The 18837-nt window shown below is 63.0% G+C and carries 23 protein-coding genes and 1 tRNA gene; 17 read left to right on the top strand and 7 right to left on the bottom strand.

The features are described from left to right. The 3 genes from ACWTU8_RS05905 to ACWTU8_RS05895 are packed head-to-tail and all read left to right on the top strand — an operon-like array spanning position 1 to position 2149. Positions 1-633: a precorrin-8X methylmutase gene (locus tag ACWTU8_RS05905; RefSeq protein ID WP_029352070.1), complete on the top strand. Its 633-nt coding sequence runs from the start codon at positions 1-3 to the stop codon at positions 631-633. After that, positions 630-1388 carry a precorrin-2 C(20)-methyltransferase gene (locus ACWTU8_RS05900; protein WP_455847389.1) on the top strand — a complete coding sequence of 253 codons (759 nt, stop codon included), beginning with the start codon at positions 630-632 and terminating at the stop codon, positions 1386-1388. The genes ACWTU8_RS05905 and ACWTU8_RS05900 overlap by 4 nt, the downstream gene beginning before the upstream one ends. Beyond that, positions 1385-2149: a precorrin-3B C(17)-methyltransferase gene (locus ACWTU8_RS05895; RefSeq protein WP_029352074.1), complete on the top strand. Its 765-nt coding sequence runs from the start codon at positions 1385-1387 to the stop codon at positions 2147-2149. The genes ACWTU8_RS05900 and ACWTU8_RS05895 overlap by 4 nt, the downstream gene beginning before the upstream one ends. Here ACWTU8_RS05895 and ACWTU8_RS05890 read toward each other — a convergent pair. Beyond that, positions 2113-2895, bottom strand: a complete 783-nt coding sequence (locus tag ACWTU8_RS05890; protein ID WP_455848396.1) for a cobalt-precorrin-6A reductase — start codon at positions 2893-2895, stop codon at positions 2113-2115. The genes ACWTU8_RS05895 and ACWTU8_RS05890 overlap by 37 nt on opposite strands. A gap of 1 nt (position 2896) precedes the next feature. Here ACWTU8_RS05890 and cbiE point away from each other — a divergent pair, with 1 nt between their 5' ends. The 7 genes from cbiE (at position 2897) to cobT (ending at position 9281) form a co-directional block, all read left to right on the top strand. Then, entirely contained in the window at positions 2897-4138 is a 1242-nt protein-coding gene (gene cbiE, locus ACWTU8_RS05885; protein ID WP_455847388.1) for a precorrin-6y C5,15-methyltransferase (decarboxylating) subunit CbiE, read from the top strand. Then, positions 4135-4521, top strand: coding sequence for a cobalamin biosynthesis protein (locus tag ACWTU8_RS05880; RefSeq protein ID WP_455847387.1), 387 nt, complete (start codon positions 4135-4137; stop codon positions 4519-4521). Before cbiE ends, ACWTU8_RS05880 begins: the two co-directional genes overlap by 4 nt. Next, complete coding sequence (gene cobM / locus ACWTU8_RS05875; protein WP_455847386.1) at positions 4518-5282, top strand: precorrin-4 C(11)-methyltransferase; 765 nt, start codon at positions 4518-4520, stop codon at positions 5280-5282. Before ACWTU8_RS05880 ends, cobM begins: the two co-directional genes overlap by 4 nt. Then, positions 5279-6097, top strand: coding sequence for a uroporphyrinogen-III C-methyltransferase (gene cobA, locus ACWTU8_RS05870; RefSeq protein WP_455847385.1), 819 nt, complete (start codon positions 5279-5281; stop codon positions 6095-6097). The genes cobM and cobA overlap by 4 nt, the downstream gene beginning before the upstream one ends. After that, positions 6094-7404, top strand: coding sequence for a cobyrinate a,c-diamide synthase (locus tag ACWTU8_RS05865; protein WP_455847384.1), 1311 nt, complete (start codon positions 6094-6096; stop codon positions 7402-7404). Before cobA ends, ACWTU8_RS05865 begins: the two co-directional genes overlap by 4 nt. Before the next feature lie 63 nt (positions 7405-7467). After that, positions 7468-8247, top strand: a complete 780-nt coding sequence (locus ACWTU8_RS05860) for an adenosylcobinamide-GDP ribazoletransferase (RefSeq protein WP_455847383.1) — start codon at positions 7468-7470, stop codon at positions 8245-8247. A 23-nt stretch (positions 8248-8270) separates the two neighbouring features. Further along, complete coding sequence (cobT, locus tag ACWTU8_RS05855) at positions 8271-9281, top strand: nicotinate-nucleotide--dimethylbenzimidazole phosphoribosyltransferase (RefSeq protein WP_455847382.1); 1011 nt, start codon at positions 8271-8273, stop codon at positions 9279-9281. A gap of 266 nt (positions 9282-9547) precedes the next feature. Here the strand turns inward: cobT and ACWTU8_RS05850 are convergent, their stop codons facing one another. The 3 genes from ACWTU8_RS05850 to ACWTU8_RS05840 are packed head-to-tail and all read right to left on the bottom strand — an operon-like array spanning position 9548 to position 10905. Beyond that, entirely contained in the window at positions 9548-9907 is a 360-nt protein-coding gene (locus ACWTU8_RS05850; RefSeq protein ID WP_455847381.1) for a hypothetical protein, read from the bottom strand. Further along, positions 9865-10290: a DUF768 domain-containing protein gene (locus tag ACWTU8_RS05845; protein ID WP_455847380.1), complete on the bottom strand. Its 426-nt coding sequence runs from the start codon at positions 10288-10290 to the stop codon at positions 9865-9867. The genes ACWTU8_RS05850 and ACWTU8_RS05845 overlap by 43 nt, the downstream gene beginning before the upstream one ends. Positions 10291-10326: 36 nt before the next feature. After that, positions 10327-10905: a hypothetical protein gene (locus ACWTU8_RS05840; RefSeq protein WP_455847379.1), complete on the bottom strand. Its 579-nt coding sequence runs from the start codon at positions 10903-10905 to the stop codon at positions 10327-10329. A 233-nt stretch (positions 10906-11138) separates the two neighbouring features. Between ACWTU8_RS05840 and ACWTU8_RS05835 the strand changes: the two genes are divergently transcribed. Next, positions 11139-11594: a hypothetical protein gene (locus ACWTU8_RS05835; protein WP_455847378.1), complete on the top strand. Its 456-nt coding sequence runs from the start codon at positions 11139-11141 to the stop codon at positions 11592-11594. Between the two features lie 157 nt (positions 11595-11751). Next, positions 11752-11895, top strand: coding sequence for a hypothetical protein (locus ACWTU8_RS05830; protein WP_455847377.1), 144 nt, complete (start codon positions 11752-11754; stop codon positions 11893-11895). Positions 11896-11928: 33 nt separating this feature from the next. Here the strand turns inward: ACWTU8_RS05830 and ACWTU8_RS05825 are convergent, their stop codons facing one another. After that, entirely contained in the window at positions 11929-12246 is a 318-nt protein-coding gene (locus tag ACWTU8_RS05825) for a hypothetical protein (protein WP_455847376.1), read from the bottom strand. A gap of 109 nt (positions 12247-12355) precedes the next feature. On the opposite strand from ACWTU8_RS05825, the gene ACWTU8_RS05820 reads away from it, so the two are divergent. Both ACWTU8_RS05820 and ACWTU8_RS05815 read left to right on the top strand, forming a co-directional pair. Then, positions 12356-12769, top strand: a complete 414-nt coding sequence (locus ACWTU8_RS05820) for a hypothetical protein (RefSeq protein WP_455847375.1) — start codon at positions 12356-12358, stop codon at positions 12767-12769. A 129-nt stretch (positions 12770-12898) separates the two neighbouring features. Then, complete coding sequence (locus tag ACWTU8_RS05815) at positions 12899-14365, top strand: hypothetical protein (RefSeq protein ID WP_455847374.1); 1467 nt, start codon at positions 12899-12901, stop codon at positions 14363-14365. 1 nt (position 14366) lies between these two features. Here ACWTU8_RS05815 and ACWTU8_RS05810 read toward each other — a convergent pair. Together ACWTU8_RS05810 and ACWTU8_RS05805 are read right to left on the bottom strand one after the other, a co-directional pair. After that, positions 14367-14442, bottom strand: a tRNA-Lys gene (locus ACWTU8_RS05810). A 104-nt stretch (positions 14443-14546) separates the two neighbouring features. After that, the gene (locus ACWTU8_RS05805; RefSeq protein ID WP_455847373.1) at positions 14547-15458 is read right to left on the bottom strand and encodes a PhzF family phenazine biosynthesis protein; all 912 of its coding nucleotides are present in this window, start codon (positions 15456-15458) and stop codon (positions 14547-14549) included. A gap of 112 nt (positions 15459-15570) precedes the next feature. On the opposite strand from ACWTU8_RS05805, the gene ACWTU8_RS05800 reads away from it, so the two are divergent. The 3 genes from ACWTU8_RS05800 to ACWTU8_RS05790 are packed head-to-tail and all read left to right on the top strand — an operon-like array spanning position 15571 to position 18792. Further along, positions 15571-16863, top strand: a complete 1293-nt coding sequence (locus tag ACWTU8_RS05800; protein ID WP_455847372.1) for an efflux RND transporter periplasmic adaptor subunit — start codon at positions 15571-15573, stop codon at positions 16861-16863. A gap of 4 nt (positions 16864-16867) precedes the next feature. Then, the gene (locus tag ACWTU8_RS05795; protein ID WP_455847371.1) at positions 16868-17572 is read left to right on the top strand and encodes an ABC transporter ATP-binding protein; all 705 of its coding nucleotides are present in this window, start codon (positions 16868-16870) and stop codon (positions 17570-17572) included. A gap of 2 nt (positions 17573-17574) precedes the next feature. Further along, entirely contained in the window at positions 17575-18792 is a 1218-nt protein-coding gene (locus ACWTU8_RS05790; RefSeq protein ID WP_455847370.1) for an ABC transporter permease, read from the top strand. The last annotated feature ends 45 nt before the right edge of the window (positions 18793-18837 follow it).

Here is an 18837-nt window from a genome sequence, read left to right as displayed (position 1 = left end):
ATGGCCGCCTACGACTATATCCATGACGGCACGGCCATCTATGAGCGCTCCTTCGCCATCATTCGCGCCGAGGCCGACCTGTCGCGCTTTTCCGATGCCGAGGCCGATGTTGCCATCCGCATGATCCATGCCTGCGGCCAGGTGGAGGCCAGCAGGCACTTTGTTTTTTCCAGCGATTTCGTCGCCGCCGCACGCACGGCTTTGGCGGGTGGCGCGCCGATCTTCTGCGACGCGGAGATGGTCTCGCACGGTGTCACCCGCGCCCGGTTGCCGGCCGGTAACGAGGTGATCTGCACGCTGCGCGACCCGCAAACGTCTGACGTCGCGAAAAAGATCGGCAACACCCGCTCCGCTGCAGCCATAGACCTGTGGGGCGAACGCATGGCCGGTTCGGTCGTCGCCATCGGCAATGCGCCGACAGCACTTTTCTACCTGCTGGAAAGATTGCGCGACGGCGCGCCGAAACCGGCCGTTATCATCGGCATGCCGGTCGGTTTCGTCGGTGCTGCCGAATCGAAAGATGCGCTGGCCGAGAATTCCTATGGCGTGCCCTACGCGATCGTGCGCGGCAGGCTTGGCGGCAGCGCCATGACGGCCGCCGCACTCAACGCACTGGCGAGGCCGGGTCTGTGAACACGATTGCAAAAGGCAGGCTTGTCGGCGTCGGCACCGGTCCCGGCGACCCCGAACTGCTGACGCTCAAGGCCGTGCGCGCGCTGGCCGAAGCCGACGTGGTCGCGCATTTCGCCAAGCGCGGCAACAACAGCAATGCGCGTGCCATCGTCGGCGCGCATTTTCGTCCTGATTTGATTGAATTGCCGCTGCTCTATCCCGTCACCACCGAAATCGACAAGGATCACAGCGACTACCGGTCGCAGATAGCGGATTTCTACGAAGAGTCGGCCGAAAAAATCGCCGAGCACCTCAGCGCCGGCAGGACGGTCGCGGTGCTTTCGGAAGGCGACCCGCTGTTCTACGGCTCCTACATGCATCTGCATGTCAGGCTGGCGCACCGCTTCCCGACCGAGGTCATTCCCGGCGTCACCGCCATGTCCGGCTGCTGGTCGGCGACCGGAACGCCGATCGTCCAGGGCGACGATGTATTGACCGTGCTGCCGGGCACGATGAGCGAATTCGAGCTGACCCGCCGCCTCGCCGACACCGATGCCGCCGTCATCATGAAGGTCGGCCGTAACCTGCCCAAGATCAGGCGTGCACTGGAAGCGACCGACAAGCTGGCGCGTGCCGTCTATGTCGAGCGCGGCACCATGCGGGGCGGCGTTTCGATGCCGCTGGCCGACAAGCAGGACGACAAGGCGCCCTACTTCGCCATCGTGCTGGTGGCCGGCTGGTCAGGCCGGCCCGCCGCATTGGGAGCCGAAACATGAGCGGCCGCCTGACCGTCATCGGCCTCGGACCAGGCAATGCCGACCAGGTCACGCCGGAGGCAAGCCGCGCCGTCGCCGAGGCAAAATTCTTCTACGGCTACAAGCCCTATCTCGACCGGCTCGATCTGCGCCCCGACCAGACCCGCGTCGCCTCGGACAATCGCGAGGAGCTGTCCCGCGCCAGGGACGCGCTGGTAAAGGCTGCGCAGGGCCACGCTGTCGCCGTCGTCTCGGGCGGCGACCCCGGCGTCTTTGCCATGGCAGCGGCCGTCTGCGAGGCGATCGAGGCCGGCCCGGCCGAATGGCGTGCCGTTGACGTCGCGATGCTGCCGGGTATCACCGCAATGCTCGCGGTCGCTGCCCGCATCGGTGCACCGCTCGGCCATGATTTCTGCGCCATCTCGTTGTCCGACAACCTAAAACCCTGGGACCTGATCGAGCTGCGGCTGCTGGCGGCGGCGGGCGCCGGCTTCGTCATCGCGCTCTACAATCCGATCAGCAAGGCGCGCCCCTGGCAGCTTGGCCGCGCCTTCGAATGCCTCACGGCGATCTTGCCCGGCACCACGCCGGTCGTCTTCGGCCGCGCCGCCGGCCGTCCCGACGAGCGCATCGAGGTGTTTTTGCTGGCGGAAGCCGATGCGGAAAAGGCCGACATGGCGACCTGCATCATCATCGGCTCGCCGGAAACCAGGATCATCAAGCGCGGCGAAAAACCGGCGCTGGTCTACACGCCGCGTTCGGCGGCGGGCCCAAGAAAATGACTGACCAGAAAATGATCGACCATCGCGGCAAGCGCTTCGACGGTTTCCGCCGACGGGACATCCGGCAGCGTCGACCTACGGATCATGACCACCTCGATGCCGATTGCCCGCGCTGCGGCGATCTTGCCGTAGGTCGCCTCGCCGCCGCTGTTCTTGGAAACGACGACGTCGATGCGGTGTTCCAGAAGCAGTGCACGTTCGTCGGCTTCCGGGAACGGCCCGCGCGCCAAGAGATAGGTCGCATCGGGCACAGCGAGCCTTGGCTCGACCGGATCGACGCTGCGGATAAGATAGTGATGTTGGGGTGCGGCCTCAAAAGCGGCGACCTCCTGCCGCCCGAGCGCCAGGAAAACGTGGCGTGGAGCCGACCCCAGCGCCGTCACCGCGCTGGCAACACTGTCGACCAGCGTCCACCGGTCGCCTTCGGCAGGCTCCCAGCCCGGGCGCCTGAGCGCAATGATCGGCACGCCGGCCTCATGCGCCGCTTCCGTGGCATTGGCGGAGATTTGCGCCGCATAGGGATGCGTGGCGTCGATCAGCAGGTCGATGTGGGTCTCGCGCAGATATGCCGCCAGCCCGGCGGCACCACCGAAACCACCCGTACGGGTGGGCACGTCTTGCGCGACAGGATTTTCGGTGCGGCCGGCCAGCGACAGCGTGAGCGACACATCGGTGCGCGCGACCAGCTTTCCCGCCAGTTGCCGGGCTTCGGTGGTTCCGCCGAGGATCAGAATACGGTGGGTCATCATGCCTGCTGACGGTCCGCGCGGCGCCAAGCTCAACTCAAGATGGCTAACAATCGTCGGCATCGGCGAGGACGGTGTAGCGGGTCTCGGCGAAGAGGCCAAGCGGCTGATCGCCGAGGCCGAATTCGTCTTCGGCGGCACGCGCCACCTTGCCCTTGTCGCATCGCTCACCAAAGGCGAAACACGCGCCTGGCCGACCCCTTTCGATGCAGAAATGCGCGACGTGCTGGCACTTGCGGGTAAAAAGGTCTGTGTGCTGGCCTCCGGCGATCCGTTCTTCCATGGTGTCGGCGTCACCCTTGCTCGCAAGATTCCTTCGCAAGAGATGGAGGTGATTCCCGCCCCTTCGGCCACATCGCTGGCCGCCGCCCGCCTCGGCTGGGCGCTGCAGGATATCGAGACCATTTCGCTGCACGGCCGCTCGCTCGACCTGATCCGGCCACTGCTGCATCCGGGCACCCGCATCCTTGCGCTGACCTCGGACGGCGATGCACCAGCCGCGATTGCGCGCCTGCTCACCGAACTCGACTTCGGCGCGTCGCGTCTAACGATTCTGGAGGCACTGGGCGGCCCGGACGAAAGGCTGCGTTCGACGCGTGCGGACGCCTTCGACCTCGAAAAGATCAATCCGCTCAACGTGCTGGCAATCGACGTTGACTCAACTTCAGAAGCACGCACCCTGCCGCTGACATCGGGCCTTGGCGATCATTTATTCGAGCATGACGGCCAGATCACCAAGCGCGAGGTGCGCGCCATCACCGTGTCCGCCCTCGCCCCCAGGCGCGGCGAATTGCTGTGGGACATCGGCGCCGGCTCAGGCTCAATTGGCATCGAATGGATGCTCGCCCATCCCTCCATGCGCGCCATTGCCATCGAGGCCGATCCAACCCGCGCCGCCCGCATCCGCCGCAACGCTTCACACTGTGGCGTGCCCGGCCTTGTCGTGGTCGAAGGCTCGGCACCGAAGGCGCTTGCCAGGCTAGGCACGCCCGACGCGATCTTCATCGGCGGCGGCGGCAGCGATACCGGCGTGCTGGGCGCGGCGATCAAGGCCCTGCGTGTTGGCGGCCGGCTGGTCGCCAACGCGGTGACGCTGGAGATGGAGGCGCTGCTTCTCGCCCGTCACGCCGCGGTCGGCGGCGATCTCACCCACATCTCTATCTCCCGTGCTTCACCGGTTGGTTCGATGCAGGCATGGCGGCCGGCTATGCCGGTCACCCAATGGAGCTGGGTCAAGCCATGATGATCGCGGGCATCGGCAGCCGCAAAGGCGTGAGTGTGCAAGACGTTCTTGCGGCCATAGAAACCGCGCTGGAAGCGCATGGGTTGGCGATGACGGCGCTTTCGGCGCTCGCCACCGCTTCTCTGAAGCAGGACGAGCAGGCAATCTTCTCCGCGGGGCGCGAGCTCGCCCTACCGGTGATCGTGGTCGAGGACGAGGCGCTCAGGGCCGCGTCTTCGCGCGCAATCAGCCGCTCGAGCCTGTCGCAGGAACATGCCGGCACGCCGTCGGTTTCCGAAGCCTCCGCGCTTGCCGCCGCCGGAAAAGGCGCGAAATTGCTTGGGTCCCGCATCGTGCTCGGCCCGGTCACCTGCGCCATCGCCATCAGCGGAGACGGGGCATGACCGTCCACTTCATCGGCGCCGGACCTGGCGCAGCCGACCTCATCACCTTGCGCGGCAGCAGACTGCTGGCAAGCTGCCCGGTCTGCCTCTATGCCGGCTCGATCGTCGCCCCGGAACTGTTGCAGCACTGCGCGCCCGGCACGAAATTGATCGACACCGCGCCGATGTCGCTCGACGAGATCGAAGCGGAATATGTGGCGGCCCACCGGGCCGGCCACGACGTCGCCCGCCTGCATTCCGGCGATCTCTCGGTGTGGAGCGCCGTTGCCGAGCAGATCCGCCGGCTGGAGAAGCACGGCATCGCCTATACGCTGACGCCGGGCGTGCCGTCATTCGCGGCCGCTGCGGCAGCGCTGCGCCGCGAACTGACCATTCCCGAAATCGCACAAAGCCTGGTGCTGACCCGCATCTCCGGTCGTGCCTCGAAAATGCCGCCCGGCGAAACCCTGGCCGGCTTCGGCCGCACCGGCGCGACGCTGGCCATTCACCTTGCCATCCACGCCATCGACCGTGTCGTCGCCGAGCTGACGCCATTCTATGGCGCCGATTGCCCGGTGGCGGTTGTCTTCCGCGCCTCCTGGCCGGACGAGCGACTGCTGACCGGCACGCTGGCGACGATCGCGGCGCAATTGGCCGCCGATCCGATGGAGCGCACGGCGATCATCTTCGTCGGCCGCTCACTGGCAGCGGAAGACTTTGGCGAGAGTTCACTTTACGACGCCCACTACCAGCGGCGCTTTCGCGGACGGGACGGATCGTGAACGACAGCACCGGAAACAGACATCGAAACGCCTCAGTCGAACAGGCTTTGGCCCGGCTGAACTTCAAACCGCGCCAGCTGGAGCCGGGCCATGTCTGGCTGGCCGGCGCCGGCCCCGGCGATCCCGGCTGCCTGACGCTGGAAGCGCTGGCCGCGCTTGGGCAGTGCGACGCCCTCGTCTACGACGCGCTGGTATCTCCCGATGTCGTGGCAGTGGCGGCGAGTGCCGAGCTGTTCTATGCCGGCAAGCGCGGCCGCCAACCGTCGATGAAGCAGGAAGACATCACCGCCTTGCTTGTGCGGCTGGCGCGAGAAGGCCGCCGCGTCGTCAGGCTGAAAGGCGGCGACCCCTATGTTTTTGGCCGCGGCGGCGAAGAGGCGCTGGCGCTGGCGCGCGAAAACATCCCGTTCCGCATCCTGTCCGGCCTGACTTCAGGTCTCAGCGCGCTGGCTGGAGCCGGCATCCCGGCCACCATGCGCGGCATCAACAAGGCGGTGATCCTGGCCACCGGCCACGCTGCCGGCACCGATGATGATCTGGACTGGGCGGCAATCGCCCGGACCGGCCAGCCGGTCGTTGTCTATATGGGAATGGCCAATCTGCCGCTGATATCAGCCTCGCTGCTCGAGGGCGGCCTGTCGCCTTCCACGCCTGCTGCAGTGATCGTCGCCGCGACGACGCCGCAGGAGCGCATCGTCGTCGCCACGCTCGCCACCATCGCCGAGGAGGCGGCCGCCGCCGGGTTGACCTCGCCGGCGCTGATCGTCGTCGGCGGCATCGTCGCGATGCGTGCGGCATTGGCGGGCGAGCCATGACCCGCGCGATCATCATCGGCGCGCCGCGCTCGGGCTCGGGCAAGACCAGCGTCACCATCGGCATCTTGCGCGCGCTCGCCCGGCGCGGTCTGAAAGTGCGTGGCGCCAAATCCGGGCCGGACTATATCGACCCCGGCTTCCACACCGCCGCGACAGGCCTTTCCGGCGTCAATCTCGACAGTTGGGCAATGCCGCCCGCCTTGCTCAACGCGCTAGCCGGTGACGCAACTGAAGATGCCGATTTCATCTTCCTCGAAAGCGCGATGGGCTTGTTCGACGGGATTCCCGCTGCTCCAGGCCGCACCGGCTCGGCCGCAGATCTTGCCCGGTTTTACGGCCTGCCGGTGCTGCTGGTGCTCGACGTTTCCGGGCAGTCGGCCACGGCGGCGGCCGTCGCCAAGGGTTTTGCTACATATGATCCCGATGTGCGTATGGCCGGCGTCGTGCTCAACCGGTTGGGCAGCGAGCGTCACCGCCGGCTTTGCAGCGACGCGATCGAGGCGATCGGCCTTCCTGTTGTCGGCGCGATCCTGCGAGATCCATCGCTTAACCTGCCGGAGCGCCATCTCGGCCTCGTCCAGGCCGGCGAATATGAGAATTTGATGGCCCATCTCGACCGGCTGGCCGACATGGTCGAAAGATCGCTCGACCTCGAGGCCATCATGGCGCTGGCGGCGCCAATTGCGCCCGCACCGGGCAGCTTCAGCGGCGCGCTGCCGCCACCCGGCCAGCGCATCGCACTGGCCGAGGACGCCGCCTTCACCTTCCTCTATCCGCATGTCGCGACGCATTGGCGCAAGGCCGGGGCGGAAATCATCCCCTTTTCGCCGCTCGCCGACGAAGCCCCCAGCGACAATTGCGATGTCTGCTGGCTGCCCGGCGGCTATCCCGAGCTTCACGCCGGCCGCCTTGCGGCGGCTGCGAATTTCCGGGCCGGCATTGAGGCGTTTTCGGCAACACGGCCGGTGCATGGTGAGTGCGGCGGCTTCATGGTGCTCGGCGAAGCGCTGGAGGACGCATCGGCAGAGACGCACCGGATGCTCGGCCTGCTCGGTCACTCGACCAGTTTTGCCAAGCGAAAGATGAATCTTGGCTACCGCGAGGCGCGGCTGCGCGCCGATTGCCCACTGGGAGCCCAAGGCACGCTGATACGCGGCCACGAATTCCACTATGCGCAGATGAGCGCGACTGGCAATGACGAGCCATTGGCCGACCTCGCTGACGGCCAGGGCAATCCGCTCGGCGCCTCCGGTTACCGCCGCGGCCATGTCAGCGGCACGTTCTTCCATGCCATTGCGAGAGGCTAGAGCATGATCCCGAACCGGAGGTCCGCGTCAGCGAAAAGTGGAAACCGGTTTTCGGAATAGATCATGCTCAAACTCAAGGACATGCCCCCTTCGCCCCGCCAAGCGCTCGATGACATCGCGCTCTGCTTCGTCTTCTTCACCCGGCTGCCGCTGCCGGTCGTCGATTTCCGGGACCGCAGCCTTGCTGCCGCGATCTGGGCAGCGCCGGTCGCCGGCCTCGCCGTCGCTCTGATTGGCGCCTTGGTTTACGCGATCGGGACCTGGCTCGGGCTTGCCGACGGTCCGGCAGCAGCACTGACCCTGGCCGCAACCTTGCTCGCCACCGGCTGCATGCATGAAGACGGACTTTCGGATGTCGCCGACGGTTTTGGCGGCGGCAAGACACGCGAGAAAAAACTGGAGATCATGCGCGACAGCCGCATCGGCGCCTATGGCGCTTGTGCGCTCGGCCTCTCGCTGCTGATCCGCTGGAGCGTGCTTTCGGAATTCGCCAGCCCGGCGCAGGTTCTCGTCGCTCTCATCGCTGCGCATGCCGCTTCGCGCGGCCTGCTCGGCGCTTTCATGCGTCTGTTGCCGCCGGCTCGCAGCGACGGTCTCTCGGCCGATGCAGGCACCGTGTCGGCCGAAACCGCCATTGCCGGCGCCGTGCTCGGCGCTGTGGCGGTGCTGACGCTAGGGTTCGGTGGCGCGGTCGCCGCGCTCATCCTGCTCGGCCTGTTGTTTGCCGCCTTCCGTATGCTGTGCCTCAACCAGATCGGCGGCCAGACCGGCGATACGGTCGGCGCGCTGCAGCAGTTTGGCGAGATCGCAATACTGCTCGTCGCTTCCGTTTGCCTTTCCTGACTCTGTTTCGGAGACTTTTCCCCATGTCTTTCAAATCGCTTGATGAATTACGCGCGGCCTGCCTCGACCTGCCTGCCGGCAGCGACGCCGCGGCAAATGCTGTCGCCCGCCGCCAGGACACGTTGACCAAGCCGCAAGGCAGTCTCGGCCGGCTGGAAACCATAGCGGCCTGGCTTGCGCGCTGGCAGGGCCGCGACATGCCGAAGCTCGGCCGCGTCAAAGTCTTCGTCTTTGCCGGCAATCACGGCGTCACCGCACAGGGCGTGTCCGCCTTCCCGTCGGAGGTCACCGTGCAGATGGTGGCGAATTTCGCCGGCGGCGGTGCCGCCATCAACCAGATCGCCCGCATCGCCGGTGCCGAACTCGACGTCATTCCGCTCGATCTCGATCATCCGACCGGCGATTTCACGCAAGTGCCGGCAATGGGCGACGAAGCCTTCCTCGCCGCCGTCTCGGCCGGGTACGGCGCGGTGACGAAAGACCTCGACCTGGTCTGTTTCGGCGAAATGGGCATCGGCAACACCACGCCGGCGGCAGCCATTTCGGCCGCCCTGTTCGGCGGCGGCGCGGAAAAATGGACCGGGCGCGGCACCGGCGTCGACGATGCCGGCCTGGTGCGCAAGATCACCGCCATCGAGGCCGGCCTCAAGCGCCACGCCGAGGCGCTTGCCGACCCGCTGAAGATCGCAGCAGCGCTTGGCGGACGCGAACTCGCCGCCATCTTTGGGTCTACGCTGGCAGCGCGTCATCTCGGCGTGCCGGTGCTGCTCGACGGCTTCGTCTGCACTGCCGCCGCGGCACCGCTGGCAAAATTGCACCCCACCGGCCTCGCCCACACGCTTGCCGCCCATGTCTCGGCCGAATCCGGCCATCGCCGGCTGCTCGAGGCGCTCGGCCTGCCGCCGCTGCTCGATCTCGGCATGCGGCTCGGCGAAGGCTCCGGCGCCTGCGTCGCCGTCAACATCGTCCGCTCGGCGCTCGAATGTCATGCCCGCATGGCAAGCTTCGCCGAGGCTGGGGTGTCGGAGAAGTAAATGCTCGCAAACTCATGAGAGGCGACACGGCTCGATATAGGGGCGTGAGACTGAGATTTTCAGTCTCACATTCTCGCCCCTTTCTCAGGGTCTTGTCACCTAAGTCTTTGAAATCTTTGGTGGGTGCGACAGGCATCGAACCTGTGACCCGCTGATTAAGAGTAACCGGGCAGGTCAAAATCTCGTGGAATTTCAAAGGGTGAGGTTTCCAATGCGTCGAGAAAATACCCTCGAAAACACCGGAACATATGGTGAATTGGAAACCACTATCGCCAGTCCGCTTTAACCATGCGGCGAGTGTAGGCGCGTTCGACCTCGACAACCGCCTCCTCCTTGGTCTTGACCGTCCCACGCGCGCCGCCTTCATGGCATGTCCAGAACCAGGTGCCTGATTCAGAACCGTGCAGCCTCTTCATGACGCGACCGACGCTGTCCTGCTGGAACTGTGCGGCAAAGTCATAGGGCGCCGCCTGCCCGCCAATTGCCGTCCTGCCCCATTGCAACCAGACGCGGGCGCCGTGGCCGACAAGGAATTGAAACGCTCCCTCCTTGTTCTGGAAGGTGCTCAGGATCGCGCTTCCGTCTACGACTTGCCAGCCGCGTTGATAGAGGCGATCGGCTGGCATCGGCCCGATATAGGCAGCGCCGATCGGTCCGCCAAGCCGGCGTCGTAATGGACGATTGCGTCGAAGATCGCCTCGTAGACACTGCCGACGTCTTCCTCGATCTCGGAGCTGCCGATGCCAACCGCCTTTGCATCGGCAAATAGTTTCTGGGTCAGTTCAGAAACCGAGATGACATCAGTCCCAACCGTCTCGGGAACTTTGCTTCGGATCATTGGTCCAGGAAATTGACGCCGCGTGTGCTCATCTCGCCATAAGACGGGACGACGCGTTAGGTTCTTGCGAGCTTCAACTTCCTCGTCGCCGAAACCCAGCAGTGATGCATGCGCACTGCCTGAGGTCGCCGCCCAACTCCACCGCATTGCGGCCAACGTCGAGTGCATCATCCCTCACGTCACCTTCGCGGCCTAGTTCGGACCGATCTACTTGACGCCTTTGCCATAGGTTCGGGCGTAGGCCGCGATCGTTGACAAAAAGTTTTCGGGACTAGATGGATTTCCGTCAACTATCATGCCACCTCCGACCGGGATCCAGAGCGTATCGTTGTTAAGAAACAAAGTTCTGCCACGTCGAGTCAGCTTAAGCGTGTGGCCGGCGCGGGGCTTCAGTCGCAAAAGTACGGCCAGGGACTGTTGCCCCACTAACGCGCGGGGTACAGTCATTAGTTCGACGCCATTTATTGCGGACCAGGGTACCGTTTCGATTGTGATATTTGAATCTTCAATGCCATCAGGAGATATCACTACGGACCGGCGTTTAAAATAGGTTCGATAAATAGCAAGACCCATAACAAACAATAAGATCGTGATAACGAATATGAATATCGCTTGACACAACACGCTAGATTTTTGGTCTGACAATAAAAATAGGAAAGAAAGAAAGATCGAAATCACTAATATCTTCATAACGCTGTTTTTCATCTTGTCGAGATCGTCGGAGCAAGTTAAAATACCGCTGGTATCGATAGCATTATATTTCGAGTAATTGTGGTTTTCGTCCATAAGAAACTTTCATCGGAAGCCTGAAAACTCGCTGGTAGGCGACGTCGATTATCACCGAAACCGCTCGGTGGTCCAATGGATCTTGCCGCCGCGGCGGTGACGGGCCAACGACCTAAGCCTGGCGTCTGGACAACAATGGAACGCGGGACGATTGCCATCGCAGCCATTGGATTGTTGGCGGTGCTAGCCTTCCTCGTTGCCGTCGCGGGCTGAGGCAAGAGGCAAGCCCGTGCATGATCGCCTGGCGGTCCGCGTCGAGCTCGGTGATTGTGCTAAAAAAACATGCAGTCACATTCGGGTCGAGGTTAACTGTAATTGGAACGTCACCGGACAACCGGATCATGGGATGGGTAGGGCATATCGTGAGTAAGTATTTTACCGACAGGGAAATAGACGCGTTCTTGGATGCCTACCTGGAGAAGTACCCAGACGCTATTGCGAGAATGCACTTCGTAATGAAGCACCCATATCGTGACAACGACCAACAAATTTCACGAAACGGTTGGGAGGTGAGGCAAGTGGCGGACTCACTTGCCTTTTTTCACGATTATGCAAATCGCATATCGGGAGACATTTTGAAGGAAGTTCCTGACAAATATTACCACGCATACAATCGTCTTATGTACGATGTGACTAAAAGGGTTGCTGAAATGCTCGGCCCAATAGGCTCTTATGAGATAGATGATTGAAATAACGCTGCCGGTTGTTTTGATGGATGCCAGCTATCCGTATAGCTCGTATTGCTGCTAACGTGCCGCCGCTAATTGGCCTGTCTAGAATTCCGTATTACTCAGAGAGTTCCCATTGGTTCTGCTTCGGACACCGCAGTGAAGGGGAGCGCTATCTATGATCATCAAAGAGCCAAGGCGTCATCACGATTACGTGGACCGGGAGATAGACTGCCAGAAGGCGATGGAGCCGGGATTTCAGGCCATTGTCGACTGCATGGTCGATGCCGGATGGGCGCGCGGCGAGGTGATGCGCTGGTAGTGGGCCACTTTGAATTCTAGATCCCCAATCGGGTCACTTCGGCAGTATATTGCTATTTGTCCAGTAGCAGTCGACCTGACCATCGGGCCTTACGCAGGTTCGGCCTAATTCGCCATGCTTTTCAAGCATGACCCGCATCGCCGGCTTGAGCGTCACGCAGGCGTGGGAATTTATCTTGGCAAGCAAAAATTTCAGGAACGCAGGTTGATTTCCTTGCTTCGCAAAGCTCACCGCTGTCTCAAAATCTTGAAGCGATCGGCAACCAAAGCCTCTACCTTTAATGGTGCTAAATTCGGTCGCATCTGCGTGGAAGGGCAAAAGGAAGATTAGTACAAATAGCGTTTGTTTCATGCGCCTCCTGCCGCCGATAGCGGATCATTTGCCCACTTCTAAGACATCCGAACGCTTCTTGTAAGGTCCGCGTGTGATCAGGGCGGAATTTCAAACTGACCCACTACCGATGCGCTCGCTGCGCCGCCTGATCGCTGCCGACAACATGACGCAAAAGGAAAACGCCATTGAGTTTGCGGCGCGAAAGAGGATGGTCCCCGTTGCCACATTGCTAGGTTACAGCACCGCACTGCCAATCGGGATGCTCACCGATGGCGAGTCCAGTGCTGACCTTCGAGGGAACGATCCGGTCCGCCCTGAGTTAGTAATCATGACGAACACCATGGAACCCTACGAAAGCGCGATGGCCAATGCCACGGAACGCATCAACCGGACCGAGCACGCGCTTGAACGCTCAGAAGAAATGCTGGCCGAGAACATCGCGCTGTGCAGCAGGCTCCGCGCGCAACGGCGTCTGATCGAGGCCGCACACCGCTTAGTTGAAGATCGATCCCCCCAGCACCGACGGTGGCTGAAGGCCTAGCAGCGGGGGGTGGTCTGTCCGTCCTCATTCCTCCCGAAAATCCTGTAGCGAGGCATGCCGAAGGTCTTCCTCGCCGCGCAGGTGCTTGACGCGGCCGATCAGCCCAGGGCCGATTCATGGCCTCCTCGGATGAACGTCGAGACGGCCGCAGCCTATTGCTGCGAAAAGCATATCGAGGATTTTCAGCAGCGCGTCGGCTCGATTTATCCACAGCCCCGCTGGGTCGAAAAACCAAGCGTAAATTCTGGTATCGTGGCGATCTGGATAAATCGCTCGGGCTTGTCGAAAAGCCGAGCGGCATGGGAGATCGTTTCGTTGGCGCGCTCGGGCAAAAGCGGCATGGTTGAACTGCCTCGCCATGTCCATTGCATTACAAAGCGACGCAAGGACGGCAACCAAACCGTCTACACCTTCTATACGCGCAATCGGAACACAGCCGCCGCGCTGCCGTCAGTCGCACTGCCCGAGCCTCTGAGCAAGGAATTCGCGCAGGCAGTCGAGATTTGCGCGCTACTGGAGCGGACGGACGACCGCTGGTTTCTCATGGGCGCCGAGCTGCCGGATCATCGCTCCAAGGAATTCTGGCCGGCCGCGACCAAGATCCACAATGCCGCTAAACGCCGGCTGCATGAGGATGCCAAGGACTTCACTGCCCTGATTGATGGCTTTCATGACCACGAGGCGTTCAAGTCCCTGGCGGCGTCAACACGGCGCGGCTACGAGGCGTCTTCCAAATTGGTCAAGGCGGCATGGGCTTTCGACCTCCCGGGCGAGATGACCACGGTCGATGCACAGCAGGCCATAGACGCGCTAGGTGACACGCCGGCGAGTGCAAACCAGTTCCGGGCCTATCTGTCCCGCCTGATGGCCTGGGGCGTCCCTCGTGGCTTCTGTGTGGCAAACCCGGTGCAGTTCACCGAGAAGATACCCAGTGGCGAGCCGTGGTCACCGTGGCCGGAATGGGCTTGGGAGATTCTGGTCGAACATGCGCCGTTCAATCTGCTGCTACCAGCGGTGTCGGCGCTGTTCACCGGCCAGCGCCAAGGCGACGTACTGATGATGAAGCGGCCCCGCGAAACGGACGACACGATAGAGGTCCGCGCGCAAAAGACCGGCTCGACTGTGTGGGTACCGGTCCACAGCGCTTACCGTCAATGGATCAACAAGGCTCCGCGCGGCGATGTCGTGCAACTGCACGTCGGAGTGAGGGGCCTGCCCTACGAAACAACCGACGGTTTTCGCGCAGATTGGCAACGGCTGATGAACACCGAACCATTCAAGCCGTTCCGCGAAAACCGTCTCGTCTTCCATGGCATCAGGAAAAACTCCGCTGGAAGTTGGGTGCACCGAGACCCAGGTCGGCGCGATCTGCAATATGAGCGAGGAAATGGTGCGGCATTACGGCCGAGAGGTCCGCGTGCGGGTGCTGGCGAGGGACGGAATGAAGCTTCTGGAGTCGCGTTATGCCGAGGTCCGGCAGCCTGCTTTGGAACAGGAACAGAACGCGAATTGGAAACCAAACGTCAGAGTTGGAAACCGCTGGGAGCGCGACACCCTTGCTTCTCAGCGAAAAAAGGAATAATATCAGCGGCTTAAGTGGTGGGTGCGACAGGGATCGAACCTGTGACCCGCTGATTAAGAGTCAGCTGCTCTACCAACTGAGCTACGCACCCACTCGCCGGTAAAACCAGCGTCGGCGGGCATATAGCCGCCGCCATCCGCCATGTCCAGCCCTGCCGGATTCATTTCCCGACAAATCGCCTCGAGCCAGTCGCGATCAGACGAACAGCTTGCCTTCCGCCACTTTTACCGCATGGCCGCCGATGCGGGCGGCTGCCAGCCTGCCGCCTTCGACATTCAGTTCGAGGCGAATGCGCGAAGGTCGGCCCATCTCAAGCCCTTGCTCGATCCACAGTCGCGAGACCCCGTCTCGCGGGCCGTCGAAATGCATGATAGCGCCAGCGAAGGCGGCCGCCGCCGAACCGGTCGCCGGATCTTCATAGGAGGGACTGCCCGGCACGATCATGCGGACATGGAAGGCGCTGTCGTGGTTCACCGTCTCGCGGCAGTAGACATACGGGCTGGCGAAGGCCCAATCGCTCTTGCGGGGTGCTAATTCCGACCACGCCTGGTTATCCAGCCTTATCCGGGCGGCGGCCTCCAGATCGGCGACCGGAACGGTCACATAGGGCACGCCGGCCGACCAGAACGAAACGCGGTGATTCTCGAAGCCGATTTCGTGCGGACCCAACCCAAGTGCGGCGCCGATCGCCACCGGGTCGGCGGACAATTCCAGTTGTTCCGGCAGCTTGGCTAGGTCGAACTCGGCAAAGATGGTGCCATCATGCTTGCTGACGGCGCAGCGCACCGGCCCGATATTCTCCTCCAGGACGAAGATGCCGGCGGTGTCGCCATCGCCAGCTATTTCGGCAAGCGCGATCGCGGAACCGACAGTCGGATGGCCAGCGAACGGCATCTCATAATCGGGCGTGAAGATGCGGATGCGGGCGCGGTGCTTAGGATTGTCAGGCGGCAGCACGAAAACGGTTTCCGACAGGTTGAACTCGCGTGCGATGGCCTGCATCGCGGTCGTGTCCAGCCACTTGCTGTCAAGCACGACGGCCAGCGGATTGCCGGCCAGCCGCTCGGTCGTGAACACGTCGTACAATAAGTAGTTCCGGGTCAGCATTGTAGAAAGCCTTTTGCCTCAATCCCAACATGGGCGAAATTTAATTTGATATTTGAACCATTCGGCCTGATCTGTGCACTGATGGGATTACCACTGTTCATAGGGGTCCGGCGTGGACCAGATTGTCAATCTGCCAAAGACGGAATCCACTTCCGACATAGAGACGGCACTCGGGCTTGACCACCTGGGTCTGAAGAAGAAACGCCATCGCGGCTGGCTTTATGGCCTGCTTGTGCTGGTCGTCATCGCCGCAAGCCTCGCCGGCTACCAATGGTACGCCGCGTCTCCCGCCAGGATCGACTATACCACGGCGCCGGCCGCTGTCGCCGATCTCACGGTCGAGGTATCGGCGACCGGCACGCTGCAGCCCCTCACCCAGGTCGACATTTCGAGCGAACTGTCCGGCGTCGTCCGCTCGGTCGCGGTCAACGAGAACCAGCAGGTGAAGAAGGGCGATGTGCTGGCTGCGCTCGATACGGCCAAGCTGGAGGTGCAGATCGAGCGCGCCGAGGCTTCCGCCAAGGCGGCGGCCGCCAATGTCGAGACCGCCACCGTAACCCTCATCGAAAACGAAAGGGCGCTTGTGCGCGCGGCGGCACTTACCAAGCGCGGCATGGCGACGGACCAGTCGCTTGAAGCGGCGACCGCGACGCGCGACCGCTCCAAGGCAGCGCTCGACAGCGCCAAAGCCAGTCTTGCCATCGCCAATGCCGATCTCAAGGCGCAGCAGACGGACTTCGCCAAGAGCACCATCTATGCGCCCATCGACGGCATCGTTCTGACGCGCTCGGTCGATCCCGGCCAGACGGTTGCCTCCTCGCTGCAGGCGCCGGTGTTGTTCGTCATCGCCGCCGATCTCAGAAATATGGAATTGAAGGCAGCGGTCGACGAGGCCGACATCGGCGCGGTTAAGCCCGGCCAGCATGCGCGCTTCACCGTCGACGCCTTTCCGGAACGGCGGTTCGATGCCGAGATCCGCGACATTTCGTATGCTTCGGTCACCACCGACGGCGTCGTCACCTACGATGCACGGTTCGAGGTCGACAACAACGAGCTTCTGTTGCGGCCTGGGATGACTGCCACCGTTTCGGTCGTCACCAAGCAGGCCAAGGGCGTGCTCACAGTGCCGGCGATCGCCTTTCGCTATCGGCCGGCGCAAACAGCCGCCCGCGCGTGGAGCCTGAGCGACCTGTTCACGGGCCGCATGGGCCGTCCAGGCGGCAACCGCCAGCGCCTGGCGACGTCGCAGCCTACCGACGGCTCGCGCACGCTCTACGTGCTGGAGAACGGCCGGCCTCGGCCGGTCAGCGTCAAGGTCGGCTCCACCGATGGCGAACTGACCGAGATCACCTCCGGCCTCGAAAAAGGCGCGCACGTCATCATCGCAGCGCAGCAGCGGAGCTGAAATCATGTCAGGCTCGCTGCTCATCACCTTCCACAAGGTCTGGAAAAGCTATGGCCAGGGCGAGGCCACGGTCCATGCGCTGGCTGGTGTGGACCTTGCTATCCGCAGCAGCGAATTCGTCGCCATCATGGGACCGTCCGGCTCCGGCAAGTCGACGGCAATGAACATCATCGGCTGCCTCGACACGCCGACGGGTGGAACCTACGGCTTCATGGGCATCGATGCTGGCCGTCTCGACCGCAACCGCCGCGCCATGCTGCGCAACCTCTATGTCGGCTTCGTCTTTCAGGGCTACAATCTCCTGCCGCGCACCACGGCGGTGGAGAATGTCGAATTGCCGCTGATCTATCGCGGCGTTGCCGCCCGCGAGCGTCATGACCTCGCAATGAAAGCGCTGGCCGAGGTCGGCCTTATCGGCCGCGAGCACCACACGCCGGCCGAGCTTTCCGGCGGCCAGCAGCAGCGCGTGGCGATCGCGCGCGCCATTGTCACCAGACCGACCCTGCTCGTGGCCGACGAGCCGACCGGCAATCTCGACACCGCCCGCACCCACGAGATCATGGAACTCTTGACCAGGCTGAACACCGAGCTTGGCCTCACCATCGCCATGGTCACGCACGAGGCCGATGTCGCCGGGTATGCCGAGCGCACAATCCGCTTCCTCGACGGACATGTCGCATCCGACACCATGAACCTTGAGGTGGTGTAACCGTGATCTGGGAAACTGTCCGCCTCTCGCTGCTGTCAGTCCGCCGCAACGTGCTGCGCTCGTTCCTGACGCTGCTCGGCATCGTCATCGGCGTCGCCGCCGTCATCGCCATGCTCACCATCGGCTCGGGCACCACCGAAAAGGTAAAGGCCGATATCTCCAAGCTCGGCAGCAATCTGCTTGTCGTCCGTTCCGGCCGCCCCGCCGGACCCGGCGGACCGGGAGGGCTCGACCAGGTGGTCCGTCCGCTTGCCCAAAAGGACCTTGCCGCGCTCGTCACCCATCTGAGCGGCGCCCGCGCCATTTCACCTGCCTCGCAAAAGCAGGTCCGCGTCATCTTCGGCACCGAGAGCCTGACATCGGGTGTCACCGGCACCGATAGCGCCTATCTCGATGCGCGCGACTGGAAGCTGGTTTCAGGTCGCCCGTTCAGCGATTCGGAGACCCGCTCGGGTACCAGCGTTTGCCTGATCGGCGAAACGGTGCGCCAGCAGTTTTTCGGCGCAGGCGACCCCGAAGGCGAGATCATTCGCGTCAATCGCACATCCTGCAAGATCATCGGCCTGCTCGAGCCGAAGGGCTATACCGGCTTCGGCCAGGACCAGGACAATGTCGTATTGATGCCGCTCGCCTCCTATCAGCGCCGCATCGCCGGCAACCGCGACATCGACTCGATTTACGTCGCCGCCGACGACCGGACGCCGACGACCGAGCTGCTGCCGCGCGTCGAGGACATCTTACGCGACACACGCCGCATCACGCCCGACCGCGAAGACGATTTCTCGATACGCGACATGACCCAGATCGCCGACGCCATGGCGAGCGCCACCACGACGATGACTGGCATGCTGGGTGCGGTCGCCGGCGTCAGCCTATTGGTCGGCGGCATCGGTATCATGAACATCATGCTGGTGTCGGTCACCGAACGCACCCGCGAGATCGGCATACGGCTGGCCATCGGCGCGCATGAAAAACACATCCTCATCCAGTTCCTGGTCGAGGCGACCGTGCTGTCGCTGCTCGGCGGCATCATCGGCATCCTGATCGGCCTGGCGCTGGCCGGCCTCGCCTCGCTGACGCTGACCATCCCCTTCGCGCCAAGCCCGGCGGTAATCCTGCTCGCCGTCGGTTTTTCGGCGCTGATCGGCATGGTGTTCGGTTTCTTCCCGGCGCTGCGTGGCGCGCGGCTCGATCCGATCGACGCGCTGAGGCATGAATAGCGCGGCGGAGCGCGCGCCGCCTTCAGATGTCCCCCAAAATTTTGA

It is taken from the genome of Mesorhizobium sp. BHbdii, assembly GCF_053848045.1.
Note: the sequence above shows the minus strand (reverse complement) of the source record. Positions and strands in the feature narration are given on the sequence as shown.